Annotated in this window: 24 protein-coding genes; 11 read left to right on the forward strand and 13 right to left on the reverse strand. The window is 45.7% G+C overall.

All coding sequences use genetic code 11. The features are described 5' to 3' along the window. Window positions 1–360: 360 nt before the first annotated feature. The 3 genes from ACFS7Z_RS12945 to ACFS7Z_RS12955 all read right to left on the reverse strand — a co-directional run bounded on the left by ACFS7Z_RS12945 (window position 361) and on the right by ACFS7Z_RS12955 (window position 3,784). On the reverse strand, window positions 361–1,284 hold the full coding sequence (locus tag ACFS7Z_RS12945) for an alpha/beta hydrolase fold domain-containing protein (protein WP_377485151.1): 924 nt from the start codon (window positions 1,282–1,284) through the stop codon (window positions 361–363). Between the two features lie 169 nt (window positions 1,285–1,453). Continuing rightward, window positions 1,454–2,443, reverse strand: coding sequence for a hypothetical protein (locus tag ACFS7Z_RS12950; protein ID WP_377485153.1), 990 nt, complete (start codon window positions 2,441–2,443; stop codon window positions 1,454–1,456). A gap of 432 nt (window positions 2,444–2,875) precedes the next feature. Further along, a complete protein-coding gene (locus tag ACFS7Z_RS12955; RefSeq protein ID WP_377485155.1) occupies window positions 2,876–3,784 on the reverse strand; it encodes an NAD(P)/FAD-dependent oxidoreductase in 909 nt (302 codons plus the stop codon). A 164-nt stretch (window positions 3,785–3,948) separates the two neighbouring features. On the opposite strand from ACFS7Z_RS12955, the gene ACFS7Z_RS12960 reads away from it, so the two are divergent. Further along, a complete protein-coding gene (locus ACFS7Z_RS12960; RefSeq protein ID WP_377485157.1) occupies window positions 3,949–4,323 on the forward strand; it encodes a Fur family transcriptional regulator in 375 nt (124 codons plus the stop codon). Window positions 4,324–4,406: 83 nt separating this feature from the next. Here ACFS7Z_RS12960 and ACFS7Z_RS12965 read toward each other — a convergent pair whose 3' ends face one another. The 6 genes from ACFS7Z_RS12965 to ACFS7Z_RS12990 form a co-directional block, all read right to left on the reverse strand. Further along, the gene (locus ACFS7Z_RS12965) at window positions 4,407–5,012 is read right to left on the reverse strand and encodes a hypothetical protein (protein WP_377485159.1); all 606 of its coding nucleotides are present in this window, start codon (window positions 5,010–5,012) and stop codon (window positions 4,407–4,409) included. Between the two features lie 98 nt (window positions 5,013–5,110). Then, window positions 5,111–5,578: a hypothetical protein gene (locus tag ACFS7Z_RS12970; RefSeq protein WP_377485161.1), complete on the reverse strand. Its 468-nt coding sequence runs from the start codon at window positions 5,576–5,578 to the stop codon at window positions 5,111–5,113. Between the two features lie 105 nt (window positions 5,579–5,683). Next, window positions 5,684–6,223: a hypothetical protein gene (locus ACFS7Z_RS12975; RefSeq protein WP_377485163.1), complete on the reverse strand. Its 540-nt coding sequence runs from the start codon at window positions 6,221–6,223 to the stop codon at window positions 5,684–5,686. A 226-nt stretch (window positions 6,224–6,449) separates the two neighbouring features. Further along, the gene (hemB, locus tag ACFS7Z_RS12980; protein WP_377485165.1) at window positions 6,450–7,421 is read right to left on the reverse strand and encodes a porphobilinogen synthase; all 972 of its coding nucleotides are present in this window, start codon (window positions 7,419–7,421) and stop codon (window positions 6,450–6,452) included. A 225-nt stretch (window positions 7,422–7,646) separates the two neighbouring features. Then, on the reverse strand, window positions 7,647–8,888 hold the full coding sequence (gene rocD / locus ACFS7Z_RS12985) for an ornithine--oxo-acid transaminase (RefSeq protein ID WP_377485167.1): 1,242 nt from the start codon (window positions 8,886–8,888) through the stop codon (window positions 7,647–7,649). A 146-nt stretch (window positions 8,889–9,034) separates the two neighbouring features. Beyond that, entirely contained in the window at window positions 9,035–9,349 is a 315-nt protein-coding gene (locus ACFS7Z_RS12990; RefSeq protein WP_377485169.1) for a hypothetical protein, read from the reverse strand. Between the two features lie 145 nt (window positions 9,350–9,494). On the opposite strand from ACFS7Z_RS12990, the gene ACFS7Z_RS12995 reads away from it, so the two are divergent. Together ACFS7Z_RS12995 and rpmB are read left to right on the forward strand one after the other, a co-directional pair. Then, window positions 9,495–9,668 (forward strand): DUF5522 domain-containing protein, encoded by a 174-nt coding sequence (locus ACFS7Z_RS12995; RefSeq protein WP_377485171.1) that lies wholly within the window; start codon window positions 9,495–9,497, stop codon window positions 9,666–9,668. Between the two features lie 135 nt (window positions 9,669–9,803). Continuing rightward, window positions 9,804–10,043, forward strand: a complete 240-nt coding sequence (rpmB, locus tag ACFS7Z_RS13000; RefSeq protein ID WP_115566929.1) for a 50S ribosomal protein L28 — start codon at window positions 9,804–9,806, stop codon at window positions 10,041–10,043. 18 nt (window positions 10,044–10,061) lie between these two features. On the opposite strand, the gene ACFS7Z_RS13005 is transcribed toward rpmB, so the two are convergent. After that, the gene (locus tag ACFS7Z_RS13005; RefSeq protein ID WP_377485173.1) at window positions 10,062–10,271 is read right to left on the reverse strand and encodes a hypothetical protein; all 210 of its coding nucleotides are present in this window, start codon (window positions 10,269–10,271) and stop codon (window positions 10,062–10,064) included. A gap of 199 nt (window positions 10,272–10,470) precedes the next feature. On the opposite strand from ACFS7Z_RS13005, the gene rpmG reads away from it, so the two are divergent. From rpmG to rimO, 6 genes are all read left to right on the forward strand, one after another. Beyond that, window positions 10,471–10,659, forward strand: a complete 189-nt coding sequence (gene rpmG, locus ACFS7Z_RS13010) for a 50S ribosomal protein L33 (protein ID WP_115566930.1) — start codon at window positions 10,471–10,473, stop codon at window positions 10,657–10,659. Between the two features lie 2 nt (window positions 10,660–10,661). After that, window positions 10,662–10,814, forward strand: a complete 153-nt coding sequence (locus tag ACFS7Z_RS13015; protein WP_089319827.1) for a DUF4295 domain-containing protein — start codon at window positions 10,662–10,664, stop codon at window positions 10,812–10,814. Between the two features lie 110 nt (window positions 10,815–10,924). Then, window positions 10,925–11,881 carry a signal recognition particle-docking protein FtsY gene (ftsY, locus tag ACFS7Z_RS13020; protein WP_377485176.1) on the forward strand — a complete coding sequence of 319 codons (957 nt, stop codon included), beginning with the start codon at window positions 10,925–10,927 and terminating at the stop codon, window positions 11,879–11,881. An 11-nt stretch (window positions 11,882–11,892) separates the two neighbouring features. Further along, window positions 11,893–12,426, forward strand: a complete 534-nt coding sequence (locus ACFS7Z_RS13025) for a carboxypeptidase regulatory-like domain-containing protein (RefSeq protein ID WP_377485179.1) — start codon at window positions 11,893–11,895, stop codon at window positions 12,424–12,426. A gap of 22 nt (window positions 12,427–12,448) precedes the next feature. Further along, window positions 12,449–12,850, forward strand: a complete 402-nt coding sequence (locus ACFS7Z_RS13030) for a hypothetical protein (RefSeq protein WP_377485180.1) — start codon at window positions 12,449–12,451, stop codon at window positions 12,848–12,850. Between the two features lie 210 nt (window positions 12,851–13,060). After that, complete coding sequence (rimO, locus tag ACFS7Z_RS13035) at window positions 13,061–14,389, forward strand: 30S ribosomal protein S12 methylthiotransferase RimO (RefSeq protein WP_377485182.1); 1,329 nt, start codon at window positions 13,061–13,063, stop codon at window positions 14,387–14,389. A 50-nt stretch (window positions 14,390–14,439) separates the two neighbouring features. Here the strand turns inward: rimO and ACFS7Z_RS13040 are convergent, their stop codons facing one another. Continuing rightward, on the reverse strand, window positions 14,440–14,808 hold the full coding sequence (locus tag ACFS7Z_RS13040) for an endonuclease domain-containing protein (protein WP_377485184.1): 369 nt from the start codon (window positions 14,806–14,808) through the stop codon (window positions 14,440–14,442). A gap of 96 nt (window positions 14,809–14,904) precedes the next feature. Beyond that, window positions 14,905–15,285 carry a PH domain-containing protein gene (locus tag ACFS7Z_RS13045; RefSeq protein WP_377485185.1) on the reverse strand — a complete coding sequence of 127 codons (381 nt, stop codon included), beginning with the start codon at window positions 15,283–15,285 and terminating at the stop codon, window positions 14,905–14,907. A 314-nt stretch (window positions 15,286–15,599) separates the two neighbouring features. Between ACFS7Z_RS13045 and bshC the strand changes: the two genes are divergently transcribed. After that, window positions 15,600–17,183 (forward strand): bacillithiol biosynthesis cysteine-adding enzyme BshC, encoded by a 1,584-nt coding sequence (gene bshC / locus ACFS7Z_RS13050; RefSeq protein ID WP_377485187.1) that lies wholly within the window; start codon window positions 15,600–15,602, stop codon window positions 17,181–17,183. Further along, window positions 17,183–17,761 carry a 5-formyltetrahydrofolate cyclo-ligase gene (locus ACFS7Z_RS13055; protein WP_377485190.1) on the forward strand — a complete coding sequence of 193 codons (579 nt, stop codon included), beginning with the start codon at window positions 17,183–17,185 and terminating at the stop codon, window positions 17,759–17,761. The genes bshC and ACFS7Z_RS13055 overlap by 1 nt, the downstream gene beginning before the upstream one ends. Here the strand turns inward: ACFS7Z_RS13055 and ACFS7Z_RS13060 are convergent, their stop codons facing one another. Continuing rightward, window positions 17,762–18,847 (reverse strand): endonuclease/exonuclease/phosphatase family protein, encoded by a 1,086-nt coding sequence (locus ACFS7Z_RS13060; RefSeq protein ID WP_377485192.1) that lies wholly within the window; start codon window positions 18,845–18,847, stop codon window positions 17,762–17,764. Window positions 18,848–18,982: the final 135 nt, after the last annotated feature.

Consider the following 18,982-nt stretch of genomic DNA (forward strand, 5'->3'; position numbering starts at 1 on the left):
CGTTTTTGACTACCTTCATACTGTGGCAGTAGGGGCAGTTTACCTGGATAGTTATCTCGCACATAACTTTCAACTAACACCCTTGCTGCCATACTTATTCCAACATCATACATTCTAGACCACAGCCAAAATTTGAAAGAAAGGTGATTATTTGTTGTTTTGCACCGAAAGAAGCGGCAGCGAGTGTGCCTTGCCAGAGAAGCAGGTAATTGCCATACTATAGTTTTGGGTACTGAATTCTGAGTCTGGTTTAACGGTTATGCCATGCGTGCGCCAGCCTTATAGCTTAACTCCCCAGATGGCTGCCACAAGTCAGCTCTTCCTGTGTCCATTGTTCAGGATAGCCAGGTTGAAGAGTGATTATACTTTTTGGGTAGTATGATTGATGATAGCCTCCATCTGCTTTAAGGCCAATTTGGCTTCCTTCATAACAGGAAGAAGTGGCCATATATGGGGCATGCTTTTTCCGTCGATAACTTCTACCTTCACGTTTTCATCTAACATTCTACCAACAGCCAGTTTCTGGTCAGGCATCATGATGTCGTTTTCTGCTATGAATACATGTGTAGCAGGAAAATTCCGGAAGCTTCCGTATAGTGGCGATATGATGGGGTTCTTTAAACCAACATCTCCTGCGCATAGCTTTTTTGCTGACAACACGCCACATTTGCATAAAATTGGATCAACTTTATCAATCTGGTCGATCTTGGGGTTAGACATACTCGCGTCTAAAACAGGAGAGATCAATATCAGCTTGCCTGGAGTTTCCTCACCGGCTTTCACCAACCTTTGCACTAAAGACAGCAACAAGCTTCCGCCTACAGAATCTCCTATTAAAATAATTTTTGACGGAGGATAGCTTTTTAAAGCCTCAGCATACACCTCATCAATGTTGACTGCTATTTCTTGGATGTTCGTTTCCGGGGCTTTGGGATAGTTTAGTAACCAAGCTTTTGTTCGGGTGCTTTCTGCCAGATGGGCAATACTCTTCCAGTTCAGTTCCGTTGGACCATACACATAGGCTCCCCCCGGACAATACAGGAGCAGGTAATCAGAAGCCGCGCCCTTCGAAGGTATAATTTCCGTAACAGTGGTTTTTTCAATCTTAAAGGTCGATGTTGAAGCCCCTAGCAGAAGCTTTTTGGATGGAACGGGAACATCTTCTTTCCTTAGGCGCCCAACATCAAAAGGCGTTCTGGAAAAGTTTTCTTTTACTCCCTTGAGCTTCAGAACCAGCAGGATGATATAATAGGTAATGCTTGGCATATGTGCAGCAACAGACATGCTGTCTTAAAATTATATGTTGTTTACTGAATATAGAGAAGCGGCAAATAAAACACTAACAATGATATGAAAGGAGAATGCACTTTAACTGTAAGTGGTTGGGAATTACTCAACAGTGAGTATGTGCAAAAGTCCTTGGCAAAGCAAGCGCTTTATAAATGGAAAACTATCAATAGTTCGCTCTTCTCGTTATAGAGTTAAGAAAGAACAATACAATTGGGAAGGTCACAAAAGCTATCCAAATAGTAGTATGTCTTGGTAGGATTTGATAATGGTAATTCAAACCAAATATTGTTCCTGCAAAAAGCACACAAAAGAATGAATGTAATATACTCACTTGTCTATCGGAATACCTCTTAATGTGATCGCTTTTAAGATTTTGCAAGTCGCGAAAATATTGTGTATTGAAAAAAGTCCCCTTACCAGGCAAGAACCCCGCTACCATTAAAAGATTCTGAATAATATAGATACAAGAAACGCCTAATAGAAAGAATTGAAGGCCAGTGTAAAATCCATTAGTAATATTTCCCGAGTTCTCAATTTGTTCGTTCTGAAAAACTCTATAAATGTTATCTATTGAAAAAAGCATCATTATTAGCGAGCTCCAAACGCTCAGGACCAACCTATTTGTCCTTGATAAGTTTGCATGAGTGAAAGCATGAAAGACAGAGTAAAGGGAAAAGATAAGTCCAATGACCATTAGAGACTTCAAGAATAAATTATTAATTTCTATAAAGCCATAGTCAATTACCCAATAGAAAATAGCTAATGATTGTAGTAGCGTAATTCCTTCTGTTAACTTGGGAATGGTTTTGTAACCATGAAATGCAACTGAAATAAATGCAAAAGTTATGATGAACCAATAGGGGAATGTTTCTATATGGTTTTCAAAATTATAGACAAGCTCTCCTTTTCCTGGTAAAAAGGCTAGAAAACTAAAAACAAAAGCACCTAATGCAGTTAATAAAACAGGCGCCCACTTATCAGAAAGCCTTCTACTCTCAAAGATAACTCCAGCAATCAACGCTAAAACACTAATAGGAATAAGCCTTCGTTCTGAAGTATGGAGTCTATAACCCACATAGGCTACCAATGCAAGAACTAATAACCCCACAAAAATCAAAACTAAATCAACATTGCGTTGTGCGTTTCTACTCATTTTTGATTATTGGTATATTCTTATCAAAATCACAGTTAGCTATCAGCTAAACAGAATTACTCCGTTTGCCCACCTAATATAGCCGGATAAACAAACTTTATTAGTGTGAACCTATATATAATTTATAATATAGATAAAAACAGAAGCACACTAGCATGAGGCTGATGTGCTTTTTTAAAATGATACTATGTGGATGTAGCTTTCTTCTTTGGGTATTGTTTGCTTCTATGGCAGGTTTAATCATTCTCAAATAATGATAGTCTTCTGGTAGCGTGGTTTATTTTCACTTCCTGTTATATCATATACTGTCTGCCTCTTGAGCCTTTGAGTTAAAAGAAACGTTTAACAACAGGCTAAACACCAACATGAGTTGCAGTGCTTTTGCTTTACCCGCCATTGCGCCAGGCCCATGTTAAGGCAGCTTTTTTCTGATTAGAACTGTTCGTCTGTCAGTTCTTTGTTTACCATAGCACCTGTTAAGTTGCCGCTATATACAGCATTGGCTACCGAACGCATCATTGCCGTATTGTCGCCACAGGCAAAAACACCTTCAAGGGTTGTTTTCTGAAAGTTATTTACTCTAATATAACCTTGCTCTGTTAGTTCACAGCCTAGTGAAACAGGAATGTCAGAATGTTGTGTAAATGGAACTGCAGCGTATACAGCGGTAAAATCTAACTTGTTACCGTCACTGAAAACTACATTTTTGATGTGTCCGTTTTCGTGTTCTATTTCGGTAATTTCAGTTTCTGCAACCTTTATGTTGTGCTTGTTCAGTTTCGCTAGTTGTTCTGCATTGAAGTCTGCTTTTCCCGAAGTTAAAACCGTAACACTGTTCGTCAGGTTATTGACCAGCGAAGCAATGTGAAAAGCCTTTTCTCCATTTGCCATAATTCCTGTTTTCTGATTCCGAAATTCATACCCGTGGCAATACGGACAATGTATAGCAGAAATGCCCCAACATTCGGAAAACCCTTTGATGCTGGGCATTATATCTTTTATGCCCGTTGCAAAAATCAATTTCTTCGCTTTGAATGCTTCGCCTTTTTGTGTGGTAATTTCAAAACCATTTTCAATTTTCTCTCCGCTAACAGCCAATCCTGTGTGGAATTTCACGGTGTTGTAATTTAGAACCTGCGCTTTGGCTTTCGCTGCGATTGTACCTGGTTTTTCCCCATCCTGGGTGATAAAGTTATGCGAATGCGGTGTTTGCCTGTTGCAAGGTAATCCGCTGTCAATTATCAAAACGTTTCGTAGGGAACGTCCCAATGCCATTGCTGCGGAAAGCCCTGCGTAACTTCCGCCAATGATGATTACATCAAAGTTATGATTGTCTGTCATACGGTTTTATCTTTTAAATGCAGTTAGAGAGAACGGTAAAGCCAATGCTGTTAAAGCAAGTCCGGCTTGTTTGGTAAAACTTCCTCTGGTGGTCCTGTTTGTCGCCTTCAGATTTGGCAAAGTTAGGAATTCTTCGTACTATTGCAACATAGTCGCAATAATAAATGAAACGAAGAAACACGCCAACAAAAGAAGCGGTATTATCTGTGCTGGCTGCATCTGCCAAGGCATTGAGCCAGGACGCGATTGAGCAAAAAATTAATATTGATATTGACAGGGCAACGGTTTATCGGGTTTTAAACCGTTTTTGTGAGGACGGAATTATACACAAGATTGTAGCTGAGGACGGGAAGCAGTATTTTGCCGTGTGTACGAAATGTGATGAGAAGAAATTTGCTGACCACCATTTCCATTTTCGTTGCAAAAGTTGTCAAACAATAGAATGCATGCCAATGGCTGTTCACTTTTCTGCTCCCGAAGGTTACCATGTTGAAAATGTAAATTGCGTACTCACGGGTGTTTGTAAGGATTGTTCCTAGTTGGTGGTGTCTTCCTTGAAGTTAACTATAACGGCACGTGCATAAATCGTGGAGTCGTAACCGAGTATGGAGCCTATGCCGTGTTAGCTACAGCTTTTTTGAAATAATCCTCTTGCTTTGAGTACCCCCTGTTTTTTTATCTCGAAAAGGTCTTTCACTTCTGTGCCCTCAAGCACTACTGTTTTGTAGTTCTTTCTTCCGATTACTTTTTCAAGCATTACAGGCTGTTTGAACTCTACCTGTTGGAATGTAATCTTTTTCCTGTGCATTTCTGGCTCAAACCTGCATGGATATCCTGGACTAGCCCAGTCTCCATCTTTGGTTCTGTAGACATCGAAATACTGGTATTTTTCATGATAGAGTTTGCCATTATGCTCTGACACAAACAGAAGTACATTTTCATAACTGGCAAAGGGAGGCTCCCCGTAATGTTCATATACCTCAAATTCTATTGTGTCCCCAACATAGTTGCCGTAGACGTTTTCCAATACCTTGTATCTTGCCCTGAAAGCGTTGTCCATTGATATAGTTACTTTGAATACTCCTGGACTTACTTCCTCCTTTTTATTAGCATTGAAACGCTCAATGTTTATTTTCTCCCCTACAAAGACGTACAGTTTCTGTTTCTCTTGTGCATGTGCAAGAGAAAGTGTGCTTATAAGTAAGAATAGTAGGTAAGTCCTTTTCATAAAGTTGTGCCTAACGGTCTTAGCTAGAGCGCGCCATGGTGTGCTTTAGCTAAGACCGTTAGCTGCTATTACTCTTCCTTTGCGGAAATACTCATATTCTACTTCTCGGTGGTATCAAAATGCCTTGCACCAGAAATATAATGACCTGCGTAAGCAACACCAGCAGAAGGAACCATAATCGCCAAAGCAATTGGGTGAAAAGCAACTATGCCTACCACATAACCCACCATTACAAAGTAATACCCTGTACCAGCTACTAATCCACCACTTATTTTCCTAAACGGGCTTCCTTTTAACTTACCTTTTATTCTTGTAATGTCGCTTAAAGCAACTGTGTCTGTTGATGATGCAAGCACAGAGTCACCAATAACAGAATAATCAACTAAGGTGAGTTTTTTTCCATTCGACGTTTTGATTTTGATTGGTTTATAAGCCTTTATTTCTATTTCTACGGGTTTTGATACTCCATTCTTGCTCAGTAGAATTACAGGTTTATCAAAACTCTTATTTTGTGCCGTACAGCAGAAAAATGAAAGGACAAACAGGAGGATAAGTAGTTGTTTCATAGGCATTTATATTAATGGGTATTTCAGCTAACGGCTCTGCTAAACGACGGGCGAGGCCGTCGGCTGAAGACTGATGGTTAGGTTTTGTTAGCTGTTGATTTTCTTTTAGGCTTCTCCATTTACATTTAATTCTAATGTAGTTTCATTGGAGAAGTTAATCAACATATTCCAGAAGCAATCGCCTCCGTCCATTACCTCTCCAAATATCCTGTTCCGCCAATCAAACTTCTTGAACTTAATTGCATATCCTGCTGAATCGGTGACTAACACTTCTCGCTCAATGCAGGAGGCATTTACAAATACTAATGAATCACCATTAGTATCAACATAGCAGATATATTGCTTATAAATGCTTCCGATACTGTCAGGTTTTAAATGTCTATTCCCAATGCTGGAGTCTTTTGCAACTGTCGATTTTATTATGGCCTCAATGTCGTGAATTTGTTCTTCAGTCGGTTTCCAGAGTTTTCTATTCCCATTAGTTACAGCTATAGTTTCTAATGTGTCACTTATTACCGTAAATCGGGAGTTTTCTTGTTTTTTGTCGTCTGTTATTGAAACTTTATCTGTATAGGATTCAGAACTTTTAGTTTCACAGCCGATGGCTGCCACAGCCGTAACTGCTAATATTATTACCTTCTTCATAATTTGATTAACAGCTAACCAATGGCTAGCAGGAGTTGTATTCCTGTTAGCCACCCAATATAGCAGGATAAACGGAACTGCACTAACGAATATACTATATAGTTCAGGCTAAATACCCTATACTGCTGCTTGCTTCCTCTTAAGAGCAGCAGAGGTGGATTTCAAAAATAAAAGCACACCAGCGGAGTGCCGGTGTGCTTTCAAAAGTACTATTGTAACGGGTGTGCTACTTCTTCAGGTACTGTGCATACTCTTTAGCGAAATAAGAGAGAATCACGTCGGCTCCGGCTCGCTTGATGCTGATTAATGTCTCTACCATCGCCTTTTCTCCGTCTATCCATCCTCTTTCGGCAGCAGCCTTTACCATGGCATATTCTCCGCTCACATTGTAGGCGGCGATAGGCAGGTTTGAGTTGTCGCGCAGCAGCTTGATAATGTCCAGGTAAGCGAGAGCCGGCTTCACCATCAGGTAGTCAGCGCCCTCAGCTGTGTCCAGTTCAGCCTCGATTAAGGCTTCACGGCTGTTAGCCGGGTTCATCTGGTAGGTCTTCTTGTCGCCCATTTTAGGGGCAGAGTCCAGGGCATCGCGGAAGGGGCCGTAAAAAGCGCCTGCATACTTGGCGGTGTAGCTCATTATGGCTACTTTCTGGAAGCCGTTCTCATCGAGCACGTGGCGGATATGCCCCACGCGGCCATCCATCATATCTGATGGCGCCACAATATCGGCACCAGCCTGTGCCTGCGTCAGGGCCATCTTACCCAGCACCTCCAATGTCTCATCGTTCAGGATTTCACCGTTTTCAACAATACCATCATGGCCGTCGGAGCTGTAGGGGTCCATGGCGACATCGGTTACCAATACCACATCCGGGAAATTCTTTTTCACCTCCCGGATTGCTCTGGCGAACAGGTTGTCGGGGTCATAGCTTTGCGTGGCGTACTTATCCTTGAGCTTGTCCGGCATTCCCGGAAACGGCGCAAAAACATTTAAACCTAAATCTACGCAGGCTCCTATCTCTTCCAGCAGGGTGTCAATAGAGAAGCGGGAGATGCCCGGCATGGAGTGAATGGGAACGCGCTGGTTCTGGCCTTCTATAATAAAGAGCGGGAAAATAAAGTCGTGGAGGCTCAGGGTTGTTTCCTGCACCATATTGCGGATCACCTCGTTCTGGCGGTTGCGTCTTGGTCTTCTGTTCATAGGTATAATTTCTCTACAGAAACGTGTTCAAAATCATATTGCAAAGGTAAGGCTTAATTGCCGATTGGTAAATCGATTGCATGTTAACTTAGCCTCAAGCGTTTCCATTCCTCATTAAACGTGCTCCAGCGCTTATGTTCGCTTCAGTCTGAATAAAGAAGGCGAAGCTACATAATGCAGCATCGCCTTTTTTATTCTCTAGCATCTATTGTCTAACCTCTAAAATTAGAAGCCGAGGCTCACTTCCTCAATTATATCGCAGCATTCCTGCAGTTGCTCTTCTGTCATGACAAGCGGCGGCGCAAAACGGATGATGTCGCCGTGGGTTGGCTTGGCCAGCAGGCCTTTGTCTTTCAGGGCCACGCACACATCCCAGGCAGTGCGGCCGTCCGGGGTTGGCTGCACCACAATAGCATTAAGCAGGCCCCGGCCGCGCACCAGCGTTACCAGTTTCGGGCGCTTGGCTATCAGTTGGCGCATGCGCTCCCGGAATATCTCACCCAGCCTGTTGGCATTCTCTGTCAGATTTTCCTCCCTAATCACCTCCAGCGCAGCAATGGCCACCACGGCAGCCAGCGGGTTACCACCAAAGGTAGAGCCGTGCTCTCCGGGCTGAATACACAGCATGATCTCATCGTCGGCCAGCACACAGGAAACAGGCAGTACGCCACCTGAAAGGGCTTTGCCCAGCACCAGGATATCGGCTTTTACATCGTCATAGTAGCTGGCCAGCAGCTTGCCGGTGCGCCCGATGCCTGTCTGGATCTCATCCGTAATCAGGAGCACGTTATACTCCTTGCACAGTGCATGCGCCTTCGCCAGGTAACCTTTATCCGGCACTACTACGCCAGCCTCACCCTGTATAGGCTCCACCATGAAGGCGCAGATGTTCGGGTTCTCTTTAAAAGTCTGCTCCAGTGCCTCCACATCGTTGTAAGGAATTACCTTGTAGCCCGGCATAAAAGGTCCGAAACCTTTGGTAGAGTCCGGGTCGGTGGAGAAGGAGATGATGCCGGTGGTGCGGCCATGGAAGTTATGGTCTACAACTACAATTTCGGCTTTATGCGGCGGGATGCCTTTTTTCATGTAGCCCCACTTGCGGGCCAGCTTAATGGCTGTTTCCACGGCCTCGGCACCAGAGTTCATGTACAGCGCCTTGTCATACTTAAAGAGTTCGCAGATGTACTTTTCAGCGGCACCCAACTTGTCGTTATAAAAAGCACGGGAAGTGAGTGTGAGCTGCTGCGCCTGCTCTATAAGGGCATTGATGATTCTGGGGTGGCAGTGGCCTTGGTTCACGGCGCTGTAAGCCGACAGGAAATCATAGTAGCGCTTTCCTTCCACATCCCAGAGGTATACACCCTCGCCATGGCTCAGCACCACAGGAAGCGGGTGGTAATTGTGGGCACCATACTGATGCTCGGTGTCGATGGCCTGTTGGCTGGAGGTAACTGTTAGCGTGTTCATAGTTTTATGTTTTCGTTTCTTCCGGAGTAAGTAGCTGCAAGACCTATCAGAAAGCCTGCTGCTTTTTTACTACAGATTCTATTATTTATTGTTGTAAAAGTAGTCATTTTGGGCCTGGTTCAAAACATTGCGGCCCCAGCTGCAACTCAGCTGCCTTTGCCCTTAGCCACTTTAAAACGCCTGAATACAGCCTCAAAACCCTCGGGGTCATACTCCCCATAGGTGCTTGTCATAAGGCCGAGCGTGTGGTCACCAGCACGTAAGCCATACACTTCGCGTGTGCCTGATATCGTATCAGGGGAGGGGACCTGGTGGCGCTCTATCAGCGTGAGCTGCTCTGGCGGAACGGTTGTGCTGAGTTCAGGGCAGAACAGCTGATTTTTCTGGATGGTAAAAGTGTGGATGTAGCCACGGTCGCGCAGGGCAGTGATGGCTTCGCTGAAGGTGTTGTACTGAGGCATAGGCATATTTTGTTGAAGTGCATTCAAAATGCTGGCAGAGAGCCATAGAACTATAACGTACGGACACAGGTTAGAGGTGTTGGGCAGGTGCATTTTGGCTGAAGCTTTATTAATGCTGATATTTGCACACTAATTTACTTACAACTTGAGCCAGAGATTAACAGAAGGAGAGGATTACTACCTGAATGAGCAGGGGCTGATGGTATTTACCGCGAAGTACCACCTGAAGCGCGGCTACTGCTGCCAGAATGGTTGCAGGCACTGCCCTTATGGCTTTCCGAAGCAACAGCAGGAGGCAGCGCAACAGAAAAAAGTATAAAATCTGTTACCGGAGCGGGCTGTACAGTGGGTTTATACACATTTTCAGGAAAAATATTTCCTATACCTTTGATATTCTGTATCCTTTTTAAGATATTTGCACCCCTATTGAAATAATTTAGAATAAAAATATAAGATGGCACGAGTTTGCGACATAACAGGAAAAAGACCACGCGTAGGTAACAACGTATCTCACGCTAACAATAAGACGAAGCGTAAGTTCTATCCGAACCTTCAGAAGAAGCGTTTCTACATCCCTGAGGAGGATGCGTGGGTAACGCTGAAAGTTTCTACATCTGCAATCAGAACAATCAACAAAAACGGTATTTCTGCCGTGTTGAAGAAAGCTGTAGAGCAAGGCCATATCCTGTTCTAGCATTTTGGCCGAATCCGGCTATGTGTTGTTGCCAGTTTCCTTTGTGGAGCCACAGCAGCGGATGCAATGCACCGGGAAAGCCATCTGATACATAGATAATATTTCATCGGCAACGGAGAGAGGTGATTCGCCAACAGCTGCACCTTCCTCCGTTGCCGTTTTATCTCTAACAGATTGACAGGAGCCTTTCAGCACAGGCAAGAGGAGGAAGTAGCCGCTGCGCTTCATAGAATTTCAGCGTGTTACATGCAAGCCGTACATTTTGTATCGTTTTCCCTGAAACCAAGCCAGGCCTGCTCCTGTTACAGATGCATGTAAAACCTGTGAAGACGATGCGAAGTCTTTCACAATAAATATTTTACATTGTTTGTAATTAGAGATTTAAGCATTTATATTTGCAGTCCCAAATAAAAAATTACGAATAGAGATGGCTAAAAAAGCAAAAGGTAATAGAATCCAGGTTATTATGGAGTGTACAGAGCAGAAGACTACTGACATACCTGGAACTTCAAGGTACATCACTACCAAGAACAGAAAGAATACGACTGAGCGTTTAGAGCTTAAGAAGTATAACCCGAATTTGAAGAAAGTAACTGTACATAAAGAAATTAAATAACCATGGCTAAGAAGGTAGTTGCAACCCTAAAAACCGCCACAGGTAAAGACTGGGCAAAAGTGATTAAAGCTGTGAAGTCTCCAAAGACTGGTGCTTATAGCTTTAAAGAAGAAATGGTACCTGTAGACAAAGTACAGGAGTACTTGAAGAAGTAATAAGCCTACTCTACTATATAGATAGATAACATGAAGAAGTCCCACTATTGGGACTTTTTTAGTATATTACCGTTTCACCGAAAGCTTTTCATCCTTACAAAATCATCGGTATGGGCATTTTTGATTTTTTCAGCAAAGAGAAGAAAAAAGAATCGCTGGACAAAGGTTTGGAGAAAACCAAGAGTAGCTTCTTTGGACAGCTAAGCAAAGCAGTTGTCGGTAAATCTACTGTTGATGTAGACGTACTCGATGAACTGGAGGAAATACTGGTGCATGCTGACGTGGGAGTAGGAACAACGGTGAAAATCATTAACCGCATTGAGAAGCGCGTGGCCCGCGACAAGTACGTGAATACCGAAGAGTTGGACCGTATTCTGCGCGAGGAGATAGCAGCGCTGCTGGAAGAAAACAATTCCGGCGACGGCGCTGACTTTGAGCTGCCCGAAGGTATCAAGCCCTACGTAATTATGGTGGTAGGCGTGAACGGTGTAGGTAAAACAACCACCATCGGCAAACTGGCTGCCCAATTCCATAAGGCAGGTAAAAAGGTAGTACTGGGTGCTGCTGATACGTTCCGTGCCGCGGCTGTTGACCAACTCATTATCTGGGGAGAGCGTGTAGGTGTACCTGTTATTTCGCATGGTATGAATACAGACCCTGCCTCTGTGGCTTATGATGCGGTGAAGAAGGGCTTAGAGATGAACGCTGATGTGGTGATTATTGACACAGCAGGCCGACTGCACAACAAAGTAGGCCTGATGAACGAGCTCTCTAAAATAAAGCGCGTGATGCAGAAAGTAACAGAGGATACCCCACATGAGGTATTGCTGGTGCTGGATGGCAGCACAGGTCAGAATGCCCTGCTGCAGGCCCGCGAGTTTACCAAAGCCACTGACGTAACAGCCCTTGCCATAACGAAGCTGGATGGCACAGCCAAAGGCGGCGTGGTGATTGGTATTTCAGATGAATTTAAAATTCCTGTGAAGTATATAGGAGTTGGCGAGAAAATTGAGGACTTACAACTGTTCGACAAACAGGAATTTGTAGAGTCTTTCTTTTCACGCTAAAACTCAATGCCATGCCCAAGCTTCTGTTGCTTCCCCTAACGCTGTTGCTCTCTTTTTGCAACGGCACCAGTCACTCCAGCCAAACATCCGAAACACAGGAAAAGATGGAGCAGCCAGAAACACAGCGGCAGGCTACGAATGCCGCCGCACAGGGCCAACAGGCTCCCATAGAGCAAGGTATTACCGGTAGAGTGATAGAGAAATCCGGTAACCAGATGCCATCACCAGATGCTCCGCCAAGCAAAGGCAAAGGCGTGGAGCGCACGGTATATGTCTATGAACTCACCAATGGTTCGCAGGCCACTACCACAGATGGTGTCTTTCACACCAACATCCAAACTAATTTAGTGACTCAGGTTAATACAGATGCTGACGGCAATTTTGCAGTTAGCCTGAAACCCGGCAGGTATAGCCTTTTCACCAAAGAGGAGCAAGGATTGTACGCCAACCTTTTCGACGGGCAGAACAACATCTTTCCGGTGGAGGTGCAGGAGGGGCAGGTGACGGAAGTGGAGTTTGTAATTAATTACAATGCGAGCTACTAACTTAGCATAACTCGCACCTGTAATGCATGTAATTCAATATGGTTTGATGGAGCTAAGGTGTGAAGCGGCTCAAAGCATTGTCAGCGTAAAATGGTCGGATGACCTGAGCGTAGAGTCTCCGCAGTTCCTGCAAACCATAGTCTTCTTATTTGCCATTATTCAGGAAAAACAAGTAACTAACCTCCTTATCAATTCGGGGCTGCCTGCCGGTGGCGTACTTACAGAAGACGTTATTCAACGTTTCATACAGCACATTCCCGGTACACCTCTGAAGCGTATCGCCATTTTGGAGTCGGCGGATTACCTGTGGGACAACAACCTGTACCAGGTCATTTCGCTGCTCACTACAACTTATCGTTTGCCTATTGCGGTTAAAGTGACAAAAAGCCGCGCCGCTTGCCTGGAGTGGTTTTCCATACCTTGACAGAAAGTATTTCCACAACAATGCGCTGAGAGGTTTTGATTGGCGCCGTTTAACATTCAATGCTGCCTTACTATAAGATTCAGTTGCTGTGGGGCTTTTCCTTTATTAACCAAACATATTGTACCTTTGCGGGCTGATTGTCAAAACGAACCATTCCCGTCTGAGAAAGGTTTTTAGTTCTTGTAGCGTATTACATAAAATTATACATAAGTGAAAGTAAGATCACTCAAAAAAGATAAAGTTAACGTCATTACACTGGGTTGCTCCAAAAACGTAGTGGATTCTGAAGTGCTGATGGGGCAGCTGCGTGCCAATGAGTTTGATGTGGCGCACGAGTCTGACAAAGACGATTCCAATATCATCATTGTAAACACCTGCGGCTTTATCGACAATGCCAAGCAGGAGTCTATTGATACCATTCTGCGTTACGCCGATGCCAAAGAGGCCGGACAGATAGATAAGCTTTACGTAACAGGCTGCCTGTCGCAGCGTTACAAAGAGTCGCTGGAGGTGGAGATTCCGCAGGTAGATGCTTATTTCGGTACCCTGGAGTTGCCGCAATTATTAAAGAAGCTAAATGCTGACTATAAGCACGAGCTGATCGGAGAACGCCTGCTTACCACGCCTTCGCACTACGCCTACTTCAAAATAGCAGAAGGTTGTAACCGCCCTTGTTCTTTCTGTGCCATTCCGCTGATGCGCGGCAAGCACGTAGACCGCCCGATTGAGGACCTGGTGAAGGAGGCAAAGCGCCTCGCAGGTATGGGAACCAAAGAGCTGGTGCTGATTGCTCAGGACTTGACCTACTATGGCCTGCAGCACTATGGCGAGCGCAAGCTGGCTGACCTGCTCCGCAACCTGTCGGATGTAGACGGTATTGAGTGGATACGCATGCAGTACGCTTACCCATCGCAGTTCCCGATGGAGGTGTTCGACGTGATGAACGAGCGCGAGAACATTTGCAAGTACCTGGACATGCCGCTGCAGCACATCTCAGATAACATGCTGAAGACGATGCGTCGCGGTATCAGCAAGCGTCGTACCATCGAACTGGTAGATTCCATTCGCCAGCGCGTACCGGACATCGCCCTGAGAACAACCCTTATTGCCGGCCATCCAGGCGAGACAGACAAAGATTTTCAGGAGCTGTACGACTGGGTAGAGGAGACAAGATTTGACCGCTTGGGTATATTCACTTATTCCCACGAAGACAATACCCACTCCTATACCTTAGAAGATAATGTGCCGGAAGAAGTAAAGCAGGACCGCGCAGACGCCATTATGGAGCTGCAGCAAGGCATCTCTGTAGAGATGAACGAGGAAAGAATCGGAAAGACCTACAAAGTGCTCTTCGACCGCAAAGAAAGCGGCTATTTTGTAGGCCGTACACAATTTGATTCTCCGGAGGTAGACAACGAAGTACTCGTTCCCGCCGATAGCAACTACGTTCGCCTAGGAGATTTTGCCAACGTAAAAATCACCGATGCCTCTGACTTCGATCTTTACGGTGAGGTGGTACCTTTAGAGGTTGTGCATTAGGTATTACCTCCCCCTGCCCCCTCCTAAAAACAGGAGGGGGTTCTTTTTTCTTATTTGCTTTGAACGGTTTCAACAATCCTTTGTAGAACCAGTTCTGGGCAGTCAAATACTTTGCTGTTTCTGATTCGGATGATTTTGTAGCCTAGATGCTGCAGTGTCTCATCACGCACCTTATCATTAGCTATTGCTTCTGCTGTGTCATGCACAGAGCCATCCACTTCAATGACCAGCTTCTCAGATGCGCAGTAGAAATCCACAATATAACTGCCTATGCTGTGCTGCCTTCTGAACTTGTGCCCGCTGAGCCTATGCTTTCGTAACAGCCTCCAAAGTTCTTCCTCAGCTGGGGTCATGTTATTTCGCAACACTGCCCGCTGCTCTTTCAGATTTGGTATACTGTGCAACCGGTCTTTTCTCATATGAAGATATGTGTATTGTTGTACAAGAATCAGATTCTAAAAATCCGTTCCTAATAAAAATCCCCCTCCTGTTTTTAGGAGGGGGTAGGGGGGAGGTCATTTCAACACATACTTACTCAGCACCCTATACGCCTCATTTATGTTGTCTCCTTTGCGGAAGTCCTGTTTGATGGTTGGAGCGGACTCACCCGTCAGCCAGATCTTCAGCTCTGCATCCAGGTCGCCGATGCCGGCGCTCTCCATTGAATATGTTTTGATGCTGCCGTAGGGGATGCTCTGGTAGTCAGTTTTAGAGCCGGTGAGGCCTTGCCTGTTCACCAGAATCAGGCGCTTGTTGGTGAACACCAGCATGTCCCGGATCAGTTTGTAGGCCCGCTCAATGCGTTCATCCTCTGTTAAGATTGGTTGAAATTCCTTTGTTATTTTTTCGATGGATACCTCGGAGGCGTGTCCCATCATTCCGCTTAATAATCCCATATGTTTTTCGTGGTTTGTTATACACTGGTATTTACGTTTAGCTGTGGATATGTTTATTCGAGTGCCGCATCTTGTGGAATAAACTGCAGCCTAATTTCATCTAAAAGCAGCAGCTATTAAGCTTCATCAAGTCTGATAAATCATTCGAACGTCTGGAACATGGTCCTGATGCCCCGCTGCCTGCTTTCTATCGGAACATCTGCAAATCAGAAAATAAAGCCGTTACTTTGTGCGGTGGCGGGCAAAGTATAGGCTGGCTGCAACACATTTCGGGGTTTTCTGTTAAAGAGGCTATACCCCACGCAAAACTGCAGATGGAAATATCTACTATGAAAGTCACCAAGATGGACTACGCCGCGACCGGCGCCTTCTCTCAAACTATATCCGATTACCTGAATCAAAGCAAGCAGCTGCAAGCTTTTTATAACCGCTTCCCGACCGCAGACGCCTTTGAGGCACAGATAAAAGAGAAGCAAAAAGACTTCGGTGAGGCACAGCGCCAGACACTGTACCAGGCACTGCAGGAGCAGTATACTTCCGTTGCTGAAGTAAACCCGAAGGTGCAGCAAAACATAGACCTGCTGCAGCAGCCGAACACCTACACCATTACTACCGGCCATCAACTGAACATCTTTACCGGGCCGCTGTACTTTGTGTACAAGATCATCACGGCCATCAATACCTGTAAGCAACTGCAGGAGAAGTACCCGGATTACAATTTCGTGCCAGTGTATTGGATGGCAACCGAAGACCACGACTTTGCCGAAATCAACCACTTTAACCTCTTCGGGAAGAATTACACCTGGGAGACAGAGCAGACCGGTGCTGTAGGCAGATTCACGACGGAAGGCTTAGAGAAGTTGATGGAGGAACTGCCGGAGCCATACCCTGTTTTTGAGGAAGCTTATCGTAACAGCAAGAACTTAGCGGATGCGACGCGTGCCATCACACACGATTTGTTTGGCGAGTACGGACTAATAAGTATAGACGGCGACCATGCTGGCCTAAAGCAGGCGCTGACGCCGGTGGTGGAAAAGGAGCTGACAGAGCAATTCTCTAACAAGCTGGTGGAAGAGGTGAACACGCAGCTGGAGGCGCTGGATTATAAGCAGCAGGTATACTCCCGCGAAATTAACCTGTTTTACCTGAAAGATGGGTTGCGGGAGCGTATTGTGCAGGAGGGCGACAGGTATAAAGTGTTGAACACCGACATCAACTTTAGCCGGGAAGAAATCTTGCAGGAGGCAAAAGAACACCCGGAGCGGTTCAGCCCGAACGTGATCCTGCGCCCGCTGTTTGAAGAGTTGGTGCTTCCGAACTTGGCATATATTGGCGGTGGGGCAGAGGTAGCATACTGGTTCCAGCTGAAGCGGTTATTTGAGGCTTATCAGGTCGCTTTCCCGGTGCTGATGCTGCGCAACTCTGCGCTGTATATTACCCGCAGTAACGCCAGCCGCATGCATAAGTTAGACCTGCAACCAGAGAAAATGTTCCTGGATTTTCAGGACCTGAAAAAGTACCTGTCAGACCATCTGCATGAGGAAGAAATTAACTTGGAGGCGCAGCGCGATACAGTGGCTGCCGCCTTTGCAGAAGTAGAAAAGCTGGCGCAGGACATCGACCCGACGTTGGTAAAAGCTGTGGGTGCTGAAGCGCAGAAGGCGCACAACGCGCTGCAAATGCTGGAGAAGAAAATATCCAAGGCCCGCGACAGCAAACATGAGCAGACCTTTAAGCAGCTCGAGAACCTGAAAGACAAGCTGTTCCCGAACGGTACACTGCAGGAGCGCCACGACAACATGCTCACCTACAAAACCAATAATCCTGATTTTATACCTGCCCTCGTGGATGCTTTCGACCCACTGGAGTTTAAGTTTACGATACTGGAGGAGGAATAATGCGCAAAGCAGAGCTACGCAGGCAGATGCTGCAGCGGCGGAGGGAACTACCCGACGAAGAGGTACAACTGCGCAGCCAGCGTATTGCCGAACTGTTCTTTAAGCACTTCCCGCTAAAGCCTGGGCAAACGGTGCATGTGTTTCTGCCTATCATCAAAAACAAGGAAATAAATACCTGGCCTATTATTCAGCAACTGCGGCTGGAGCACCCGGAGGTGCGGGTGGCTGTGCCGGTAACAGATGTGGTGCAGCACGTGCTGACGCATTATGAACTGACGGAGGAGGCGGTGCTGATAGAGAATGCTTGGGGAATACCGGAGCCGCAGGATGCCCAAATCATACATGCCAAAGAGGTAGATGTCGTGCTGCTGCCCCTGCTGGCCTTCGACAAAGCCGGGCACCGTGTAGGATATGGCAAAGGCTTTTATGACCGCTTCCTCGCCGATTGCCGCCCCGATGTGCTGAAGATAGGCCTGTCTTTAGAGCCGCCTGTAGAAAGCATTGCCGATGCAAATGAGTTTGACGTGCCGCTTGATTATGTGATTACACCACAACTTGTGTGGTCTGAAAAGCCGTAGCTACTTATTTTCCTGTGCCTCTTCAACCCCTTCCTGTATCGTTTCGATGGCTTCTTCGTGTGTGTCCTCGTCAGGCTTTGGTTCTTCCTGCTCATACTTGTTTTCCGGGGCAAAGCTAAGCCTGATGAAAATGGGGAAATGGTCGGAGTCTATATCTGGCAACCGTTCTATCTGCACCAGCTTAAAATGGTCGGAGTGGAAGACGTGGTCGAGGGGCCAGCGCAGCAGCGGGTAATTTGCATTGAACGTGCTGAAAAGCCCTCTGCCAACCCGTGGGTCCATCAGGCTGCTTACCTCCTGGAAAAGTTCTGTCGTGCGCGACCAGGCTACATCGTTAAAATCGCCGGCTACCACTACCGGGTACTTCGAATCAGCAATATCACTGGCAACTAAAACTATTTCGGCATCACGCTTTCTGGAGTTGGGATCTTCAGTAGGCACAGGAGGCTTGGGGTGCACGGCGTGCAGTTCAACCCATATCCCGTTTCGTAGTTTTACATAGGTTTTTATAGACGGAATACCCTCTTCCAGGAGGTAGTTTATTCTCTTCTGGCGCAAAGGCAACTGGCTGTACAGGTGCATGCCATAGGTGTTACTGAGCGGTATCTCAATGCGGTAAGGGTATCCCTGTGTCTCGGGTTCCAGGGCTTGTTGCCATACAGAATCAGATTCCAGCAACAGCAAAATATCCGGGTTCTTTTTCCTGGCAAGGGCTATTAGTTTATCATGGTTCTCATTCTTCATGAAAACGTTGAACACCATAATACTCAGTTCGTTCTGCTGTGTGCTGTCCTGCTTTGCCTGTTTTACCTGTACAGGGGCCAGCGGGGTATACGGATAGATGTTAATGGCCTGGTAAATGATGGCAGTGCTTAATCCGTAGAGGAGGAACTTGTCCCGCTTGCGGTGCTTGCTGCCGAGCCACAGGAAAAGTATCAGGCTGAACAGAGCAAGAAAAAGGAGCTGCATGCGGGGGAAATCGAAAACACGCACGTACCACTCCTCCATAGGGAGCAGCGGCAAAGCTGTGGCAAGTATAGAGAAGGTTCCTAATGCCTGTGCGATGGTGATTGCCGCTTTCTTCATTTAAGTGGGAAGTTCTAAGCTGCAGCTGATATGCTAAGTTCAGTGAAGTTAATTTTAATTAGGTAGCAGTACGGGTTTACAGAAGCGAAGTTAGTAAGATGAATATATTTATAGCAATAAATTATTATTTCCGAA

It is taken from the genome of Pontibacter toksunensis, from assembly GCF_042686245.1.
Lineage (GTDB): Bacteria > Bacteroidota > Bacteroidia > Cytophagales > Hymenobacteraceae > Pontibacter > Pontibacter toksunensis.